Source organism: Alteromonas sp. Cnat3-28 (assembly GCF_022348265.1).
Lineage (GTDB): Bacteria > Pseudomonadota > Gammaproteobacteria > Enterobacterales > Alteromonadaceae > Alteromonas > Alteromonas macleodii.
Genome location: NZ_JAKREY010000002.1, coordinates 396,643 through 415,662, shown reverse-complemented (window position 1 = coordinate 415,662; position 19,020 = coordinate 396,643). Strand labels below are relative to the sequence as shown.

Genomic DNA, 19,020 nt, shown 5'->3' with positions numbered 1-19,020 from the left:
TAAGATTTACAACGAAATGAGGCCGCACCTTAGTTTGGATATGAAAACTCCTAATCAGGTGCACAAACAAAAAGGCCAGCTACTGGAGCTGGCCTAAAAACTGTCAACCTATCTTAGGACGGGTCATCGTATCAAAACTACCGGTTTATTTGTTAACTGCGCCAGAACGTTGGTGAGAACAAGACCAGCAATGAGAAGACCTCTAGTCGCCCAAATACCATGGCAATCACCAGTATCCATTTGCCTGCGTCAGTAACATCAGCATAGTTGGCCGCTACGCTCCCCAATCCCGGACCTAAGTTATTCAGCATGGCCGCAGTAGCAGTAAAGGCGCTTAGGTTATCTAAACCCGTGGCAATCAAGCCTATCATAATGATAACAAACACCACTGCATAAGCTGAAAAGAACCCCCATACGGCCTCTACTACTCTGTCAGGCATGGCACGGTCGCCAAACTTAACGCTGTATACCGCTTTCGGGTGAATTAGCCTATCAACCTCACGCTTGCCTTGTAGAAACAGTAAGCAGACGCGTACTACTTTTAAGCCCCCACCCGTGGAACTTGCGCACCCGCCGATAAAGCTTGAAAAAATAAGCATAATAGGGAGGAATGCCGGCCAGACTGAAAAATCAGTGGTTGCAAACCCGGCAGTGGTACTAATAGATACCGCTTGGATCATAGCTTGGTCTAAAGCCTGCTCTGCCGAGCTATAGTAGCCTGATAGCGTAAGTACTAGGAAACAAATCCCGATGAGTGAGGCTTGAATGATAAAAAACGCCTTAAACTCTGGATCGTTAAAATAGCCTTTAACCGAACGAGAGCTCACCGCCGCATAGTGTAATGAGAAGTTTAACGCAGCAATAAGCAAAAACACGGTACACACCACGTTTACCATAGGACTATTAAAATAGCCTAAGCTGGCGTCGTGGTTCGAAAAGCCACCAATAGCAACCGTTGAGAAAGAATGGCAAATCGCATCAAAAACATTCATTCCCGCAAGCCAGTATGCACCGGCACATGCAATGGTTATGGATAGGTAGATGTACCACAAATGCTTTGCCGTATCGGCAATACGCGGAGTCATTTTATTATCTTTAACTGGGCCAGGAGTTTCTGCCCGATAAAGCTGCATTCCCCCTACTCCAAGGATAGGTAAAATGGCAACTGCGAGTACGATGATACCCATGCCACCTAACCACTGAAGTTGTTGACGGTAAAACTGTACTGAGTGAGGAAGAAAATCTATACCCTCAATAACCGTAGCTCCAGTGGTAGTCAGGCCAGAAAATGACTCAAAGAAAGCATCGGTTACCGTCATGCTTGGTTGCTCTAGCAAGATAAGTGGAATTGCCCCCACGCTTGCTAGTACTGACCAAAACAGCGCAACAATCAGAAACCCTTCTCGTGCTCTTAAGTCATTTTTCTGCTGACGGTTGGGATACCACAATGCCATACCGCCGATGACACAAAATATAAATGCGAGGATAAAAGGCAGGCCACTGCCATCTTGATAAATCAACGACACGATAGCGGGTGGGATCATGGTTACGCTAAAAAGCGCAATTAATAACCCAAGTATTCGTATGATGGCACGGTAGTGCATTGTTTGTTATGCCTTTATTTTTATAGTGCGCATAAGGACTACTGAGCCCTAGTTACAATGTGCTTTTTGATATGGTTTCAAAAAGCGAATCTATCTACGTGAAACAAGGTAGATGAAATCCTATACGTTACGCATAGGGTTTTGATTATAGGACTATAATGAACAAGGGGAAACCTTTGTCTCCCCACTACATTAGGCTAATTACACATAAAGGCACCTGATCTTTTCACTAGGAAAAAACCAACCACTTTTATTTTTTTAGTTTCTTATTTCATAGCAAGCACGGTTTTAACCATTTTAGTAATACTCGCATTGGCTTCACTAATGCTTTGCGCCAGCATATACGCAGGTGTAGTAACAAGCTTTGCGTCATTATCAACAACCACCTCATCAACCGGGCACTCTACATGCGTTGCTCCTAATGCATTCAACCCACCAGCCGTGGCTTCGTCATTGCCAATGGTCAGTTTAGTTTTGTTGCCATACACTTTTGCTGCTAGCGCAGGTGCAATACACGCATACGCTGCGGGCTTTTTAGCTTGTGCAAAGGCTTTGCACACTGTCAGCACCTCTTCGTTAAAGGTACAATATTCACCGTCTACAGCAAACGTGCACAGGTTCTTCGCAGCGCCAAAGCCACCAGGTAAAATAAGTGTGTCAAAAGCAGTTACGTCGCATTCAGTCACGGGTTTTATATCACCTCGGGCAATACGGGCCGATTCTACTAACACATTTCGTGCTTCACCTTCTGATACCTCACCGGTTAAGTGATTGACTACATGCAGTTGGTTTACATCTGGAGCAAAACACTGGTAAGACGCGCCTTCTTGCTCAATGGCTAAAAGTGTCAATACCGCTTCGTGTAACTCAGCCCCGTCAAACACACCACTACCACTTAAAATAACGGCTACTTGTTTCATATTGTCCTCCTAGACGCTATGCCATCTACTTATTCAAAATTTGGCTATTAAACACACAACTGTTCAAAAAAAGTTCTTAATAATACGTGTATACATTGTTAATGGTTATGCTACATTACTTGACCAACTTGGTTAAACCAAAAATAAACGTACACCAAGTTATCCACATAAAATGGAATGGTAAGTAGCAGGTACGCTGTTTTCACACCTAAGTCTCATTCCCTTATTTTTCTTGATTTGAAAGGTGATCTTTAACTTGACAAAGATCATCCGGATCACTGTGCCCAAAATTTTAGATCACAAAGTTATCCACAGGCGAAATGCGATCCGCTATCGACCTTAATGTTCCTTCATGATATGGCGATCTGCCCTAGCCTGTGGCATCCTTGCGCTCATATTCTCTATTGGAAAATCGCCATCTATGCCTGATTCTAAAAAGCCTCCATTTATTCTTGTCGATGGATCGTCATATCTTTTTCGTGCCTTTCACGGTTTACCACCATTAACCAACTCAAAAGGCCAAGACACCGGTGCTATTTATGGTGTTGTGAACATGCTTAAAAGCTTGATCAAACAATACAACCCGACGCATATGGCGGTGATTTTTGATGCTAAAGGCAAGACCTTTCGCGATGACATCTATAAAGAGTACAAAGCGAACCGTCCTCCGATGCCGGATGAGCTAAGAAGCCAAATCGAACCGTTGCACGCCATCATTAAGGCAATGGGTTTACCTGTTATTGTTGAGTCGGGTGTAGAAGCTGATGACGTGATTGGCACGTTAGCCAAACACGCCACAGAAAAAGGTATTGATACCCTTATCAGCACCGGCGATAAAGACATGGCGCAACTAGTAAATGAACATATCACCTTAATCAACACCATGACAAACCAACTGATGGATGTCGAAGGTGTAAATACGAAGTTTGGTATTCCACCGGAGCTTGTGATCGACTTCCTTGCGCTTAAGGGCGATAAAGTCGATAACATCCCAGGTGTACCTGGTGTAGGTGATAAAAGTGCTCAAGCCTTGTTAAACGGTATTGGCGGTATCGACGACATATATAAGAACCTGGATAAAATTGCAGATCTGTCGTTTAGAGGCAGTAAGTCGATGGCGGCTAAAATGCAGGAATACGAAGAGCAAGCTCGGCTTTCTTATACCCTAGCTACTATCAGCATCGATCTTGACCTTGACTACGACGTTGAGACGTTAATGCCGTGTCAGGCCGATAACGAACAACTTCGCGATCTGTTTGCCGAATACGAGTTCAAACGCTGGCATGCAGAAGTAAGCGCGCTTGTAGCCGGCGGAGATACCTCTGGTGCCAATGCAAACACCAACGAAGAAAAGAGCGATAGCGCAGAAGAGAGCGAACAAAGTGAATCGGTAGAGATAGATAAGTCGAAGTATGAGACAGTGCTTGAAGAGGCGCGTTTTAACGCTTGGGTAGCGAAGCTAGAAAAAGCCGAACTCATCGCTTTTGATACCGAGACAACCAGCCTTAACTACATGGATGCGGAGTTAGTTGGCGTTTCATTTTGTATAGAGGAAGGTGAAGCTGCTTATGTGCCTGTTGCTCACGATTATCCAGATGCACCCGCCCAGCTATCACGGGAATTTGTATTAGACGCATTAAAGCCTATTTTAGAATCAGACACCGTGATCAAAGTAGGTCAACACATAAAATACGACAAAAATGTGTTAGCGAACTATGACATTACCTTAAACGGCATCGGCTTTGACACCATGCTTGAAAGCTATGTACTCAACAGTACTGCGCAGCGCCATGATATGGACTCGCTTGCCCTAGCCTACCTTGGTCATAAAACTATTCACTTTGAAGAGATTGCGGGTAAAGGCGCAAAGCAGCTAACGTTTAATCAAATTAGCCTTGAAGAAGCTGGGCCTTATGCCGCAGAAGATGCTGATATCACACTTCGCTTACACAACGCTATTTGGACGAAGTTGAAAGAAATTCCTGAGCTTAAAAATCTATTGATAGATGTTGAGGTTCCCCTAGCCTGTGTACTTTCTCGTATGGAACAGGAAGGTGTATTGATAGACAGCCAAAGGCTGCGTCAGCAAAGCCAGGATCTTGCCACCCGGATTGCCGAGCTTGAAAGTGAAGTACATGAGGAAGCTGGCGAGCCATTCAACTTAGGTTCTACTAAACAGCTTCAACATGTCTTGTTCGAAAAAATGTCGCTACCGATCATAAAGAAAACGCCTAAAGGGGCGCCGTCTACTTCTGAGGACGTACTGCAAGAACTTGCGCTTGAGTACCCGTTGCCGAAGAAGATCATGGAATACCGTGGCCTAACCAAGCTAAAGAATACCTACACGGATAAACTTCCTAAGATGATCAATCATCGTACGGGTCGAGTGCATACTTCTTATCACCAAGCAGTAACCGCCACGGGACGACTCTCTTCTACCGATCCTAACTTACAGAACATCCCTATCCGAAATGAGGAAGGTCGCCGCGTGCGTCAGGCATTTGTACCAAGAGAAGGAAATAAGCTCGTCGCAGCCGACTACTCACAAATTGAGCTGCGCATTATGGCGCACCTTTCTGGCGATAAAGGTCTGTTAGATGCCTTTGCGCATGGTAAAGATATTCATAAAGCAACCGCTGCGGAAGTTTTTGGTGTGCCACTTGATGAAGTAACCACTGAACAGCGTCGCAGTGCAAAAGCGATTAACTTTGGCTTAATTTACGGTATGAGTGCCTTTGGGTTGTCGAAGCAACTTAATATTCCACGTAATGAAGCACAAAAATATATGGATCTTTACTTCGAACGCTACCCAGGCGTGCTTGAGTATATGGACTCAACGCGTGAGAGCGCCAAGGATAAAGGTTATGTAGAGACCGTATTTGGTCGCAGACTTTATTTGCCTGATATTAAAGCCAGTAATGGTGCACGTAGAAAAGGCGCAGAGCGCGCAGCGATAAACGCACCTATGCAAGGCACGGCTGCGGACATCATTAAGATGGCAATGATCAAAGTTGATGACTGGATTAGAAAAAATGCATCTGATGATGTGACAATGATGATGCAGGTGCACGATGAATTGGTTTTTGAAATAAAAGAAGACAAAGTGGAAACCTATGTCTCTACTATTACTGCTCTTATGGAAAGCGCAGCTACGCTAAATGTTCCGCTGGTTGTTGAGGCTGGTGTGGGCGAAAACTGGGATGAAGCGCACTAGTTTGGTAATTAGATTACAGTTTTTACATTAAAAGGCGCGTTATATTCATTAAATTTGGTAATTTAATTACATAACACCCTTGCCTTTTCTGTGCTTTGTTGTAATATTACACATGTAGGGTACAGAGGTGAGAAAGCTGTTTTCAAACCTTTGCTTTAACCCCGACAGTTTTGTCGGGGTTTTTTTATATCTGCAGAAATAAATAACCCAACAATATCAATAACTTAAAAAATAAAGCGAATTTTATTTTAATTTTTCTGAACTTCTCTATTTATCACGACTCTATATCTACGGTTTTTATGTGTTTTCTCTCAGTTTACGCCTCGCTCTATGCGGGGCGTTCTTTTTTCTAACACCCCATCATACCTATCCATCGGGCACGTCAGATCAGCACAAACGGTAGGGTAAATTGCGCTACTGTACTTCGCTATCAGACTCTTCTGTTTCGTCTTGTTTATCTAAGCCAAACCACGTATCCAAAATACGCTCTAATTCGGGTAACCCGTGCTTGTTTAATGACGAAAAGGTTTGTACCGTTACATCGCCCATAAATGCCATCGCAGCTTCACGCGCCATTAACAGCTGTGCCTTTCGCTTACCGCTTTTAAGTTTGTCGGCTTTAGTGAGAAGTGCCAGTACTGGAATATTTGACGCTACAGCCCAATGAATAAGATCTTGGTCTAAATCTTTGAAGGGGTGACGAATATCCATTAAAACGACTAATCCTTTAAGGGACTTGCGCTTTTGAAGATATTCACCAAGTGACGCCTGCCACTTCTTTTTCATGGCTACTGGCACTTTTGCAAAGCCATATCCTGGCAAATCAACCAAGCGTAAGTCTTCTTCTAATTCAAAGACGTTGATCAATTGGGTGCGACCCGGTGTTTTACTGGTTCTTGCCAAGTTCTTCTGACGAGTTAACGTGTTAAGTGCACTCGATTTACCCGCATTAGAGCGGCCCGCAAACGCTACTTCAATTCCGGTATCATTCTTTAAATGACGAATATCAGGTGCGCTCGTAAAGAATTTTGCTTTGGTGTAATACGACATCTAGACTTACCTCCACATGCGTCTCAACCTTCGGTTTACAGTTTTTTAATGAATAAACCAACTAAAAACCATAGTTTTATCATGGAATAGGTTTTTCTGACGCGTTAAATGTGTAAAATACGCATGATATCACGTATATCACGCGAGCCGTTGGATCCATTTAAGAGATTTATTATGAAAAAACTGTGTTTGTTGGTATGTATGTCTTTAGGTTTAAGCGCAACTGCTATGGCAGAAGGCGACGCCGAGGCAGGTAAAGCGAAATCTGCAGTATGTGCAGCCTGTCATGGCCCTGATGGCAACAGCATGATTGACATGAACCCAAAGATTGCTGGCCAGCATGAGAAGTACATTGTTAAGCAATTAACCGAATTTAAACTTGCCTCTCAAACAGGTGGCGAGGAAGGTCGTAACAATGCTGTGATGAACGGCATGGCTGCCCCACTTTCAGAGCAAGACATGAAAGACCTAGCCGCTTATTTCTCAAGCCAAGAGGCAAAGGCGGGTGAAACACCAGAGCAATACGTTGAAGCTGGCCGTGCATTGTACCAAGGTGGCGACGAGTCTCGAGGCGTAACTGCATGTATCGCGTGTCACGGTCCTAAGGGCAACGGCATGGGCTTAGCAGGTTTCCCTGATATCAGCGGTCAACATGCAACTTACACTGCAGCTCAATTGAAAGCATTCCGTTCAGGCCAACGTCACAATGACATGAATGGCATGATGCGTGATATTGCGATGAAATTAACCGACGAAGATATTGAGATTTTATCCAACTATATCGCGGGCTTACACTAAGCATTACCGTTTCTGCACATTGTTGTTAAAAATATGTTACCGAAAAAGTTGTATTTTGAAATTATTCGTGTAATCTAACGGCGTAGTTTGTAGGTGCCTTTGAAAAGCTACAAGCTAAATAACAAGAATAATAATAAAAATGCAGCATGGAAGACGGGATAAAGAGCCACGAGGGCCAAAAACAACAATACAGCTCTGCTAACAATAAAAATAAGGGGAGCACGGCTAGGGAAGCAAGATACACATAGAAGTGTATAACGGGAGAGGTGTCATCTGACACTCATACAATGTAAGGTGATGGTGAGAACCATCACCTTTTTCTTTTTTAAGCCCCTTATTATTGTTCACTTTCCTATGTACTGTCCTTTATGCAAAAGCGCTAACGCGCCATCTCACTATCACTCAGATAAAAAGCGCGATTACCTTCAATGTAATCAATGCAAACTCGTTTATGTTTCTCCTGAATTCTTACCATCTAAAGAAGTAGAAAAGCAGGAATATGACCTTCACGAGAATAGCTTTGAAGACGAAGGGTATCGAAAGTTTTTAGGAAAGGTTTTAACGCCACTTACACCTTTTATAAAAGACATGAAATTTGATGAACTCCGAGGACTAGACTTTGGCTGTGGCCCTGCGCCTGTTTTAGCAAGTATGCTGGAAGAAGAAGGCGTTAGGATGAATATGTACGATCCCTTCTATGCACACAACTTATCGGTACTTGAGCAAAGCTATGACGTAGTGACATGTACAGAGGCTATAGAACACTTTCACGCCCCTCATGTGGAATGGGCGCTATTTAACAAACTTGTAGCTTCTGGTGGCGTTCTTGCGATCATGACCAAGCGCGCACTTGATAAAGCCAGGTTTGCAAATTGGCACTATAAAAACGACGTCACCCACGTTAGCTTTTTCAGCGAAGCAACCTTTCAATATTTGGCACAACGAGATGGCTATGATGTCACTTTTCCTGCCAGCGATGTCGTTCTATTGAGAAAGCGCTGAAACAAATTCCCGTAATACTTTATGTTCCCCGTATTGATTTTGCACTGCATACCCAAAGATCAATACGTAGACACTAATTCGCGCTATAATAGCGCTGTTTTTTCACTCTCTTTGTTATTTGGAAATTATGGCACGTTCAAAGAAATCACGTAAAGTCGGCCTAATCGGCGTTCGTAAAGATCCTGACTTTAAACCAAGCGAAAACCGTAAATCAGACTCGCCTCGCCCTAAAAAGCATAAAGGTAAGCCCGCTGGTAATCGCCACAATGTTGAACAGAAAAAAGTGACGGGCAAAAAGAGTGCTGAGAATAAAGATCCGCGCCACGGCAGTAAAAAGCCTATTCAGCTTGTAAAAGCAGTGACGCCCACCCCTGCTCAAAAGAAAAAGTACGCCACACCAGCCCAAGAACTGGCAGCGCTTGAAGCAGATCAACGCTTGTCAGATTTACTCGACAAACTTGACGACGATAAACCGCTTACCCGTGAGCAACAAGCTTATGTCGACGAGAAGATGGCACGCCACCGCATTCTTTGTGACCTATTAGGAATAGTAGAAGAGGATGATGAAGACGACGATATGGATCCGTTTAATGATTTAGACGCTATTAATATCGACGACTTTAAGCACTAATAAAAAACGGGAAAGAGTCATGCTTTGGGCAGTACTTTTAGGCATCGCGCTACTAATTATTCTTGCGCTAGGTTTTTACGCAGGCAAACTGCTGTTTATGTTAAAACAACAAAAAGAGCGACAAGAAGCGGCAAGGCAGTCGCGCGTAGCCACTATAACCGACAGTATTATAGTAATAGCTAAGGCGATGGAGCAGCAGCAATGTGATTTGTCAGAAGGCGTAATTCGCATCGTGAACTTGCTTAACGCGCTTCCAATAAGTACTCCGCCTGATTTTAAAGCGCAGTATCCCAACATTCATGCACTATTCACAGAGGTAAGCGGTTTTGCAATTTTAGAAGCAAGGCAACAGCTACCTAAGAATGAGCGAAGAAAGCAAGATATCGCTCGCGAGCAGATTGAATCGGAGTACGAATCTAAGGTATTGGACGAATTACCACCGCTGAAGGCGTATTGTGAGACACTCGTAGCCACTAAATAACGAGTAAGCGCGACGCTGATTTAAAAGATAAAAACTGATGCAATCAATATCGAAAATGGCCGAGTACAGTATGTAGTCGGCCATTTTTTTAACCCGGTTACCTTTGCCTATGTCACTTTATCGCGAGCTCGCAGGTACGTTCGTAGCAATGACACCCAACTTCGTGGTCATTGACCATACCCACAGCTTGCATAAAAGCATAGCAAATCGTTTCACCTACGAAATTAAATCCGTGCTTTTTAAGTGCTTTTGACATTGCTTTAGACGCATCGGTTGATGTGGGTGCTTGCCTGAAGTCTTCCCACGCATTAATGACCGTACGTCCATCTGTAAATTGCCAAATAAAATCACTGAATGGCTGCGACGCTTCGATAGCTAAAAAACCCTTGGCATTTTTGATAACCGACTCTATTTTGAGCTTGTTTCTGATTATGCCGCTGTCCTGCATCAGCCTGTCGACATCAGCGGAGCCCATCTTCGAAATTTTCTCAGGGTCGAACTGATAGAATGCCTGTTCAAAATTCTGCTGTTTTTTCAAAATGGTCAGCCAAGATAAACCAGCCTGTTGTCCATCGAGGCATAACTTAGCAAACAACGCGCGACTATCTAGCTCGGGTACACCCCATTCGTTATCATGATACGCTAAATAAATAGGATCGCTGCTTACCCAACCGCAGCGATGCAAAGGCGTATTTTTTTCTATTTTTGTTTGATTGGGCATGGCTTAAGATTAAATCCTTGTTGTGAAGTGGCATATTGGCTGTATTCGTGACGTTTTTTCACCCTTTACACCTACATACTATGCCTCACAAATTGTATACTATCCCACCTTTATTTTAAGTCAGATAACTAATAAGCAGCGGATGTATGCAGAAATACGATATTAAGACCTTTCAAGGGTTGATCCTTGCGCTTCAAGATTATTGGGCGCGTCAGGGCTGCGTTATTATTCAGCCTCTGGATATGGAAGTGGGTGCCGGTACTTTTCACCCTATGACGTTCCTACGTTCTTTAGGTCCAGAGCCAATGAGTAGCGCCTATGTTCAACCGTGCCGTAGACCAACCGATGGTCGTTACGGTGAGAACCCAAACCGCTTACAACATTACTATCAGTTTCAAGTAATGCTTAAGCCTTCACCTGACAATATTCAGGAGTTGTACTTGGGCTCTTTGAAAGAGTTAGGATTCGATCCGCTGGTTCATGACATTCGCTTCGTAGAAGACAACTGGGAATCACCCACGCTTGGTGCATGGGGTCTAGGTTGGGAAGTGTGGCTAAACGGCATGGAAGTAACTCAGTTTACGTACTTCCAGCAGGTAGGCGGTCTAGAATGTAAGCCTGTTACCGGCGAAATTACCTACGGCTTAGAGCGACTCGCCATGTACGTTCAAGGTGTAGATAGTATCTACGACCTGGTTTGGACTGACGGCCCTATGGGCAAAGTGACCTATGGCGATGTGTTCCATCAAAACGAAGTAGAACAATCGACGTATAACTTCGAACACGCCAACGTTGAAGCCTTATTTAGAACCTTCGACGAATGTGAAGCAGAAAGCAAAAAGCTTATCGAAAACAACCTTCCACTTCCTGCCTATGAGCAGGTTATGAAAGCGTCACACGCATTTAACTTGCTTGATGCTCGTCATGCTATCTCAGTGACTGAACGCCAGCGCTATATTCTTCGCGTTCGAACGCTAGCCAAAGCGTGTGCAGAAAGCTATTACCAAGCACGTGAAGCACTTGGCTTCCCACTATGTAACAAGGAGGCATAAGCGTGCGTACAGAAAATTGTTTAGTTGAATTAGGTACTGAAGAACTCCCACCAAAAGCGCTTAAGTCTTTAGGTGAAGCCTTCGCCACGCAGTTTGAAGCTGCGCTTACGCAAGCTGACTTAAGCTTTGATTCAGTCAGCTGGTTTGCAGCCCCTCGCCGCTTAGCCGTTTATGTTTCAGGTCTTGCTGAAGGTCAGGCTGACAAAGTAGTAGAGAAACGCGGCCCAGCAGTATCAGCTGCATTTGACGCCGACGGTAATCCCACTAAAGCAGCACAAGGTTGGGCTCGCGGTAACGGCATTGACGTTGCTGACGCAGAACGCCTTGTAACTGACAAAGGAGAGTGGTTACTTCATAAAGCCCACGTTCCAGGGCAATTAGTTGCAGAGCTTCTAGAAGGGCTGATAAACCAAGCGGTAAGCAAGCTACCTATTCCAAAGCCAATGCGTTGGGGTAATTACAACACTCAGTTTATACGCCCGGTTCACACCCTTTGCGTGCTTTACGGAAGCGAAGTGGTTAACGTTTCTGTATTGGGCCTAACAAGCGGCCGCGTTGTTCAGGGTCACCGATTCCACGGCGAAGGTCGCTTTGAACTGGATCATGCTGACAATTACGCCTCTGCCTTAGAGCAACAATATGTGCTGGCAGATTTTGAGGCGCGTAAAGATAAAGTGCGTCAGCAGCTTGAAGACGCAGCGCAAAGCTTGTCGCTTAAGCCAGACTATAATGAAGACTTACTAGAAGAAATCGCGTCACTTGTAGAGTGGCCGGTTGTACTTCAAGCTGGGTTTGATGAGGCTTTCTTAGCAGTACCGAAAGAAGCACTTATCTATACCATGAAAGACGACCAAAAATATGTGCCGCTGCTAGATAGCGATGGTGCACTTTCAAACACTTTCTTATTCGTAACGAATATCGAAAGTCGCGATGCGTCTCAAGTTATTTCTGGCAATGAAAAGGTTATCCGCCCTCGTCTTGCAGACGCTGAGTTCTTCTTTAACAGCGATAAAAAGACGACATTAGAAAGCCGCCTTGAAAGCTTAGAAACCGTGTTGTTCCAAAAACAGCTTGGTACGCTAAAAGAAAAGTCTGAGCGTATATCTGCCCTATCGGCGTTTATCGCGTCGCAAATAGATGCGAATGAAACACAAGCTGCACGAGCAGGTCTTCTAGCTAAAACCGACTTGATGTCGAACATGGTTATGGAGTTCCCTGACGTTCAAGGTGTTATGGGTAAATACTATGCGCTAAACGACGGTGAAGATGCGCCTGTTGCAGAAGCACTGTATGAACAATACATGCCGCGTTTTGCTGGTGACGCACTTCCTAGTTCAGGCGTTAGCGCGTCGGTCGCGCTTGCTGACAAACTAGATACTCTTGTGGGTATTTTTGGTATTGGCCAGTTACCTAAGGGTGATAAAGACCCATTTGCGCTTCGTCGTGCAGCTATCGGTGTACTACGTATTGTCACTGAGCTGTCACTGCCGCTAGATCTTGAAACGCTAGTAAGCAAAGCTATCGATGTGTATGGCGATAAGTTAACAAATGCTGAAACACAATCTCAGGTTGTTGATTTCGTATTGGGTCGATTTACTGCGCTCCTACAAGATCAAGCTATCGCCATTGACGTTATTCAGGCAGTTGCTGCTCGTCGCCCTACTAAGCCAGCTGACTACTTAGCCCGAGTTCATGCAGTAGATAAGTTCAGAGCATTGGAAGAAGCCGAAGCGCTAGCTGCCGCTAACAAGCGTGTTGCAAACATCCTTGCTAAGCAGAACGTTGAAGTAACAGACACAGTGAATATTGATGAGTCACTGTTAGCCGAAGAAGCTGAAAAAGCGCTTTACGTTGAGCTGAAAGCCGCACAGGAAGAAGTTGATATTGCTGTTCCTTCACAGGACTACACGCGTATTCTTACTGCGCTTGCAACCTTACGTAATGTAATCGATAACTTCTTCGATAACGTAATGGTTATGGCTGATGACGAAGCGGTTAAAAATAACCGACTTGCTTTACTGTCGCTTTTAAGGCAACTTTTCCTTACTACCGCAGATATATCTATTCTCGCGAAGTCGTAGGCTAGTAAGAGTTAGCGCGGTTTTATGCCGCGAAAAACAAAGAGCCCAGCCCTAACGTTGGGCTTTTTTATAAATGGAGACGCTGTGAAAAAGTTACTAACTATTGCTTCTATGTGCATAGCACTTTCAGCATGCTCAAGCAGTGGAAGTTTTAAAATTCCAGAAATAGCACCGGACGTGCCTCGCATTCAATTCGAAAACATGTTCCTAAGAGGTGTATTTAACTGGTGGGAGGCTGACCCTAGTTACAAGTTCAAACGATCAAATTCAGGCTGGACAGTGGACGTTGAACTCATAGCCGACGGACAACCTTATGATTTTAGGTTGTCAGATGCAAAATGGACGCCCTCACAAAGCTGTGGCGGCAAATATAAAGGGCAGCCTGTAATGTTAGGTTCCACTGTTTATTTAGTCTGTGAACAGGGCTCAGAGAACTTGCAATTTACCCCCTCCTCAACTGGCACCTATCGCTTTACAGCAACAGCAGCAAGTGCGGGGGAAGTCGCTCTGGTTGTTTCTAAAGTTTAGACTTGAGTGCCGTGTAGTAGTAGCGGCATTCACCAAGCTTTTTTCATTGTAAAGACTATTGCCTCAAATTCAATGCCAATAAAAAGTACTCTGTTTTATACGAGTAATTCACCTGAGCTTAGGCACAAAAAAAGCGACCCGTTGGTCGCTTTTTTCAAATAGCTAAAAACGCTACACGTCTAAGTTTTCCACTTTAAGTGCATTAGCTTCGATAAACTCTCGACGAGGCTCAACTTGATCACCCATCAGTGTGGTGAACAACTGATCACAGCCAATAGCATCCTCAATGGTAACTTGTAGCATACGGCGGCTTTCAGGATCCATGGTGGTTTCCCAGAGTTGCTCAGGGTTCATTTCACCTAGCCCTTTATAGCGCTGAATGTATTGGCCGCGTTTCGCTTCGTTCATTAGCCACTCTAGTGCTTCTTTGAAAGACTCAACTGGCTGTCTACGCTCGCCACGCTGAATATAGGCGTCTTTGCCCATCATGTCGTTAATGGCAAGGTTAAGCTCTTTAAGACGCTGGTATTCAGACGACTCGATGAACTCATGATCGATAATGTACTCATAATCAATTCCGTGCATACGCATAATGATTGTAATGTAGTACTCGCTAAGTTCAGCATCAGTGCGAATTTCATAACGGTATGTAGCACCATCGTTTTCGCGCTCTGTAAGCTGCTCTACGAAGTGTTTCGCCACATGCTCTAGTGCAGACTCATCTTTAAGGTCTTCAAGGTTTAGCGTAGGCGTGTAAAGCATTCTGTAGAGGATAGATGCAGGCATAAGACGTTTCATACGTGCAATCATCTTCTCTACCGATTGGTACTGCTTAACAAGGTTTTCAAGGCCTACACCACTAATACCTGGGTCTTCATCGCTGGTGTGCAAAGACGCACCGTCAATTGCGATTGATGTTAGGTAGTTAGTTAGCGCATCGTCATCTTTAAGATACTGTTCTTGTTTACCCTTCTTCACTTTGTATAGCGGTGGCTGTGCAATATATACATATCCACGCTCAATGATTTCAGGCATTTGACGATAGAAAAATGTGAGTAGAAGCGTACGAATGTGAGAACCATCTACGTCAGCATCGGTCATGATAATGATGCTGTGATAGCGTAATTTTTCAGGGTCATACTCGTCACGACCGATACCACAACCTAGTGCCGTGATAAGCGTCGCAACTTCCTGAGAAGAAAGCATCTTATCAAAGCGCGCTTTCTCAACGTTTAGGATTTTACCTTTAAGCGGCAGAATAGCTTGGTTTTTACGGTTACGACCCTGCTTAGCTGAACCGCCCGCAGAGTCACCCTCCACTATGTATAGTTCACTAAGTGCGGGATCTTTTTCCTGACAGTCAGCTAGCTTACCTGGTAGGCCAGCCAAATCTAGCGCACCTTTACGGCGTGTCATTTCACGGGCCTTTCGTGCAGCTTCACGAGCACGAGCAGCATCAATAATTTTACCCGCAATGATTTTACTTTCTGCAGGGTTTTCTAATAAAAACTCTGCTAGCTTTTCGTTCATTGCCGACTCAACTGCTGGACGAACTTCAGAAGATACAAGCTTATCTTTTGTCTGTGAGCTGAATTTCGGATCTGGTACTTTAACGGAAATAACCGCGGTAAGACCTTCACGCGCATCGTCACCACTGGCATTCGTTTTTGCCTTTTTGTTCAGGCCTTCCTTTTCCATGTAGTTATTCAATGTACGCGTTAAGGCTCCACGGAAGCCCGCCAAGTGAGTACCGCCGTCGCGCTGAGGAATGTTGTTGGTGAAACAGAACACGTTCTCTTGGAAACTATCGTTCCATTGCATCGCTACTTCTACTGCAATACCGTCTTCTTGTTCACTGCTGAAATGAAACACTTTCTGGTGAACAGGTGTTTTCTTTTCATTTAGGTACTCAACGAACGCTTTGATACCACCTTCGTACATGAAGTGGTCTTCTTTTCCATCGCGTTCGTCTTTCAAGCGAATAGACACACCAGAGTTCAAAAATGATAGTTCACGAAGACGTTTAGCAAGAATATCGTAGTGGTAAAGCGTATCTGTGAAGGTGTCTGAACTTGGCCAGAAACGGATCATAGTTCCCGTTTTGTCTGTATCGCCTGTTACCGCTAGTGGCGCCTGTGGAACACCATGATGATATTCTTGTTCATGCGCTTTACCACCGCGACGAATACGAAGCTTCAGTCGGCTTGAAAGTGCGTTTACTACTGATACACCTACACCGTGCAAACCGCCCGACACTTTATAAGAGTTATCGTCGAACTTACCGCCGGCGTGAAGAACCGTCATAATAACTTCAGCTGCAGACACACCCTCTTCTGGGTGCAATTCAGTTGGTATACCACGTCCATCGTCAGACACAGATACTGAGCCATCGCTGTGAATGAGCACAGTAATCTCAGAACAATGTCCAGCAAGTGCTTCATCGATAGAGTTATCGACCACCTCGAAAACCATGTGGTGTAATCCGGTACCATCATCAGTATCACCGATATACATACCAGGACGCTTTCTTACGGCATCTAATCCTTTAAGTACTTTAATACTGGACGAGTCGTAGTTGTTCTCTGCTGACATACTAGCTTTTACTCCTCTTTCACGCTTCCATGTTCCACGTGAAACATTTTCTTTTCGTTGTATTTTTGTATAAAAGCGAGTTGCGTGGATTCTATTGCAGTAACGAAAACCTGCGTATCCATTTTGAGCAACCCATCAATAAATTGTTCTCTTTTATCGGCATCTAGTTCGGCACCTACATCATCAAGTAAAAAGATACTTTTGCGCTGCGTTGCCTTATTAAATAGCTTAGTCTGTGACATTTGAAGCGCTGCCACAGCCATTCTAAGCTGCCCTCTCGATAAAAGCTCCTGGGCGTTTACTCCATTCACTTTAAGCCTTAAATCGGCTTTATGGGGCCCAGAAGAGGTATGTCCTATTTTACCATCATACTCACGTTTTTTAACTAGGCTTTCTGATAAACCGACATCTTTTTCCCACCCTTTATAGTAACTTAATTCCACATCGAAGTTAGGAAGAAATTCTTGCGCATATTGCTTAAAAATAGGCGTAAGGGTATCCACATATTCCTGACGAGTAGCCGATAGAGATTCACCTAGTTCTGAGAACTGAGACTCCCAATATTGATTTTGTGGTGCGCTTAAATTTGCCTGCTGTTTCAGTAAGGCATTTCTATGTTTTAAAAATTTACCATACTGATTGGCAAGTGATTGAAACTGTTGTTCCACGTGAAACAATCCCCAATCACAAAAACGTCGACGCTCGGAAGGCGAACCAATTATAAGGTCAGTACTCTGCGGAGTAAAAAGTTGAAGTGGTACCAAGCTAACTAAATCTGATAACTTATTTGAATGTTCACCGTTAATACTACAGGTGAATGTCTCATTTCTACTTCGTTGAAAACCTAGCTTTAATTCATCCCCGTCTTCAGTTTTACATGACGCGAAAACACTGAAGCTGTCCTTCTCATTTTGAATAACCGAACTGTGTTTATTTGTTCTAAAAGAACGTCCAAAGCCTAGGTAATAAAGTGCTTCGATTAACGAGGATTTCCCACTCCCATTCACGCCTTTAATGATAGTCAACGCTGGTGAAGGAGAAAGTGATACGGAAGTAAGATTACGAAACTGTGTAATCTGGACGCGGTCCAGTTTCATGAGGTCACACTGATGAAAGAAAAGAAGCGAGGAGTATCAACACTCATCGCTTCTTGAATTGATAATTTAAATAACAAAATAACGTGGAATATGCGAAACGCTGCAAACACTTAATGTAGTAGTGACTACAGTCGCATTGGCATAATAACGTATAACGCGGCGTCATCAGCATCATCTTCGATTAGCGCACTCGCGTTTGAGTCTGATAGGCTCACTTTAACGCCATCAGATCCAAGCGCATTCAATACGTCAATTAGATAGGCAACGTTAAAGCCAATTTCTAAATCGTCACCTTGATATTGAACATCAACGATTTCTTCCGCTTCTTCTTGCTCTGGGTTATTGGCCGTTATCTTAAGCTCACCAGAAGACAAGTTTAATCGTACGCCTCTAAACTTTTCGTTAGATAGAATGGCCGCACGTGAAAAAGCTTCTTTTAATACAGCTTTACTCGCAATAATTTCCTTGTCGCCATTTTGAGGTAAAACACGGCGATAATCAGGAAATCTGCCATCAACTAATTTCGAAGTGAAAATGAAATCGTTTGAGAAAATTCGAAGATGGTTGGCGCCTATTTGCACCTTAAGAGATTTATCATCTTCGCTAATAAGACGAGAAATTTCTAACACGCCTTTACGTGGAATAATCACCTGACGAGATGGCAAAGCGGTCTCGTAGTTTAGGCGACAAAGAGCAAGGCGGTGACCGTCTGTTGCAACGGTACGAATGATATTCTCTTCCGTTTCAAGGGACATACCATTTAAGTAATAACGTACGTCTTGTTGAGCCATTGAAAAGCTCGTTGCATCGATAAGACGTTTTAGATCACTGCACGATAATTCAAACTCAACTTCACCTTCCCAGTCTTCTAAATTTGGGTAGTCGTTGGCAGATAAAGTAGAAAGCGTATAACGACCTCGACCGGCACGAATAAGTGCTTTGCTGCCGTCTAACGAGAAATGAATATCTGTTCCTTCAGAAATACCGCGAATTATATCAAACAGCTTTTTAGCAGGAACAGTAATTTCACCTTCCGTGAATTCACCTTCTAATTTCACGCTAGAAATTAGTTCTACCTCTAAATCTGTACCAGTAAGCCAAAGTGCGTCCTCACTTACTTTGATTAGAACATTGGAAAGAATTGGCAGTGTGTGTCTACGCTCTACAGCACCAGATACCAACTGTAGGGGTTGTAAAAATTGTTCGCGGCTTATAGTAAATTTCATCGCAGTGCTATCTCGCCTCTAAG

The 19,020-nt window shown here is 43.9% G+C and carries 15 protein-coding genes; 8 read left to right on the top strand and 7 right to left on the bottom strand.

Annotation, left to right across the window (positions count from 1 at the left end):
• Window positions 1–152: 152 nt before the first annotated feature.
• A complete protein-coding gene (locus tag MHM87_RS03965; protein WP_014947725.1) occupies window positions 153–1,604 on the bottom strand; it encodes a TrkH family potassium uptake protein in 1,452 nt (483 codons plus the stop codon).
• Between the two features lie 266 nt (window positions 1,605–1,870).
• The gene (gene elbB, locus MHM87_RS03960; RefSeq protein ID WP_239257821.1) at window positions 1,871–2,524 is read right to left on the bottom strand and encodes an isoprenoid biosynthesis glyoxalase ElbB; all 654 of its coding nucleotides are present in this window, start codon (window positions 2,522–2,524) and stop codon (window positions 1,871–1,873) included.
• Between the two features lie 421 nt (window positions 2,525–2,945).
• Here elbB and polA point away from each other — a divergent pair, with 421 nt between their 5' ends.
• Window positions 2,946–5,738: a DNA polymerase I gene (gene polA / locus MHM87_RS03955; RefSeq protein WP_239257820.1), complete on the top strand. Its 2,793-nt coding sequence runs from the start codon at window positions 2,946–2,948 to the stop codon at window positions 5,736–5,738.
• A gap of 414 nt (window positions 5,739–6,152) precedes the next feature.
• Here the strand turns inward: polA and yihA are convergent, their stop codons facing one another.
• Complete coding sequence (gene yihA / locus MHM87_RS03950; RefSeq protein ID WP_014947722.1) at window positions 6,153–6,788, bottom strand: ribosome biogenesis GTP-binding protein YihA/YsxC; 636 nt, start codon at window positions 6,786–6,788, stop codon at window positions 6,153–6,155.
• A 174-nt stretch (window positions 6,789–6,962) separates the two neighbouring features.
• On the opposite strand from yihA, the gene MHM87_RS03945 reads away from it, so the two are divergent.
• The 4 genes from MHM87_RS03945 (at window position 6,963) to MHM87_RS03930 (ending at window position 9,700) form a co-directional block, all read left to right on the top strand.
• Window positions 6,963–7,586, top strand: a complete 624-nt coding sequence (locus tag MHM87_RS03945) for a c-type cytochrome (protein ID WP_239257819.1) — start codon at window positions 6,963–6,965, stop codon at window positions 7,584–7,586.
• Between the two features lie 300 nt (window positions 7,587–7,886).
• The gene (locus MHM87_RS03940) at window positions 7,887–8,588 is read left to right on the top strand and encodes a class I SAM-dependent methyltransferase (RefSeq protein ID WP_239257826.1); all 702 of its coding nucleotides are present in this window, start codon (window positions 7,887–7,889) and stop codon (window positions 8,586–8,588) included.
• A 127-nt stretch (window positions 8,589–8,715) separates the two neighbouring features.
• Complete coding sequence (gene yihI / locus MHM87_RS03935) at window positions 8,716–9,219, top strand: Der GTPase-activating protein YihI (RefSeq protein WP_014947719.1); 504 nt, start codon at window positions 8,716–8,718, stop codon at window positions 9,217–9,219.
• Window positions 9,220–9,238: 19 nt separating this feature from the next.
• Window positions 9,239–9,700 carry a DUF2489 domain-containing protein gene (locus MHM87_RS03930; protein WP_239257818.1) on the top strand — a complete coding sequence of 154 codons (462 nt, stop codon included), beginning with the start codon at window positions 9,239–9,241 and terminating at the stop codon, window positions 9,698–9,700.
• Window positions 9,701–9,812: 112 nt separating this feature from the next.
• On the opposite strand, the gene MHM87_RS03925 is transcribed toward MHM87_RS03930, so the two are convergent.
• Entirely contained in the window at window positions 9,813–10,421 is a 609-nt protein-coding gene (locus MHM87_RS03925; RefSeq protein ID WP_110289607.1) for a DNA-3-methyladenine glycosylase I, read from the bottom strand.
• 146 nt (window positions 10,422–10,567) lie between these two features.
• Between MHM87_RS03925 and glyQ the strand changes: the two genes are divergently transcribed.
• Genes glyQ through MHM87_RS03910 form a run of 3 tightly spaced genes read left to right on the top strand, consistent with a single transcriptional unit; the run spans window position 10,568 to window position 14,082 of the window.
• The gene (gene glyQ, locus MHM87_RS03920; RefSeq protein ID WP_014947716.1) at window positions 10,568–11,473 is read left to right on the top strand and encodes a glycine--tRNA ligase subunit alpha; all 906 of its coding nucleotides are present in this window, start codon (window positions 10,568–10,570) and stop codon (window positions 11,471–11,473) included.
• A 2-nt stretch (window positions 11,474–11,475) separates the two neighbouring features.
• Window positions 11,476–13,554, top strand: coding sequence for a glycine--tRNA ligase subunit beta (gene glyS / locus MHM87_RS03915; RefSeq protein WP_239257817.1), 2,079 nt, complete (start codon window positions 11,476–11,478; stop codon window positions 13,552–13,554).
• Between the two features lie 24 nt (window positions 13,555–13,578).
• Window positions 13,579–14,082: a hypothetical protein gene (locus MHM87_RS03910; protein ID WP_052234887.1), complete on the top strand. Its 504-nt coding sequence runs from the start codon at window positions 13,579–13,581 to the stop codon at window positions 14,080–14,082.
• Between the two features lie 171 nt (window positions 14,083–14,253).
• Here MHM87_RS03910 and gyrB read toward each other — a convergent pair whose 3' ends face one another.
• From gyrB to dnaN, 3 genes are all read right to left on the bottom strand, one after another.
• Window positions 14,254–16,674 (bottom strand): DNA topoisomerase (ATP-hydrolyzing) subunit B, encoded by a 2,421-nt coding sequence (gene gyrB, locus MHM87_RS03905; protein WP_014947711.1) that lies wholly within the window; start codon window positions 16,672–16,674, stop codon window positions 14,254–14,256.
• Between the two features lie 8 nt (window positions 16,675–16,682).
• A complete protein-coding gene (recF, locus tag MHM87_RS03900; RefSeq protein WP_239257816.1) occupies window positions 16,683–17,771 on the bottom strand; it encodes a DNA replication/repair protein RecF in 1,089 nt (362 codons plus the stop codon).
• Between the two features lie 125 nt (window positions 17,772–17,896).
• Window positions 17,897–18,997: a DNA polymerase III subunit beta gene (gene dnaN / locus MHM87_RS03895; RefSeq protein ID WP_012516526.1), complete on the bottom strand. Its 1,101-nt coding sequence runs from the start codon at window positions 18,995–18,997 to the stop codon at window positions 17,897–17,899.
• Between the last annotated feature and the right edge of the window lie 23 nt (window positions 18,998–19,020).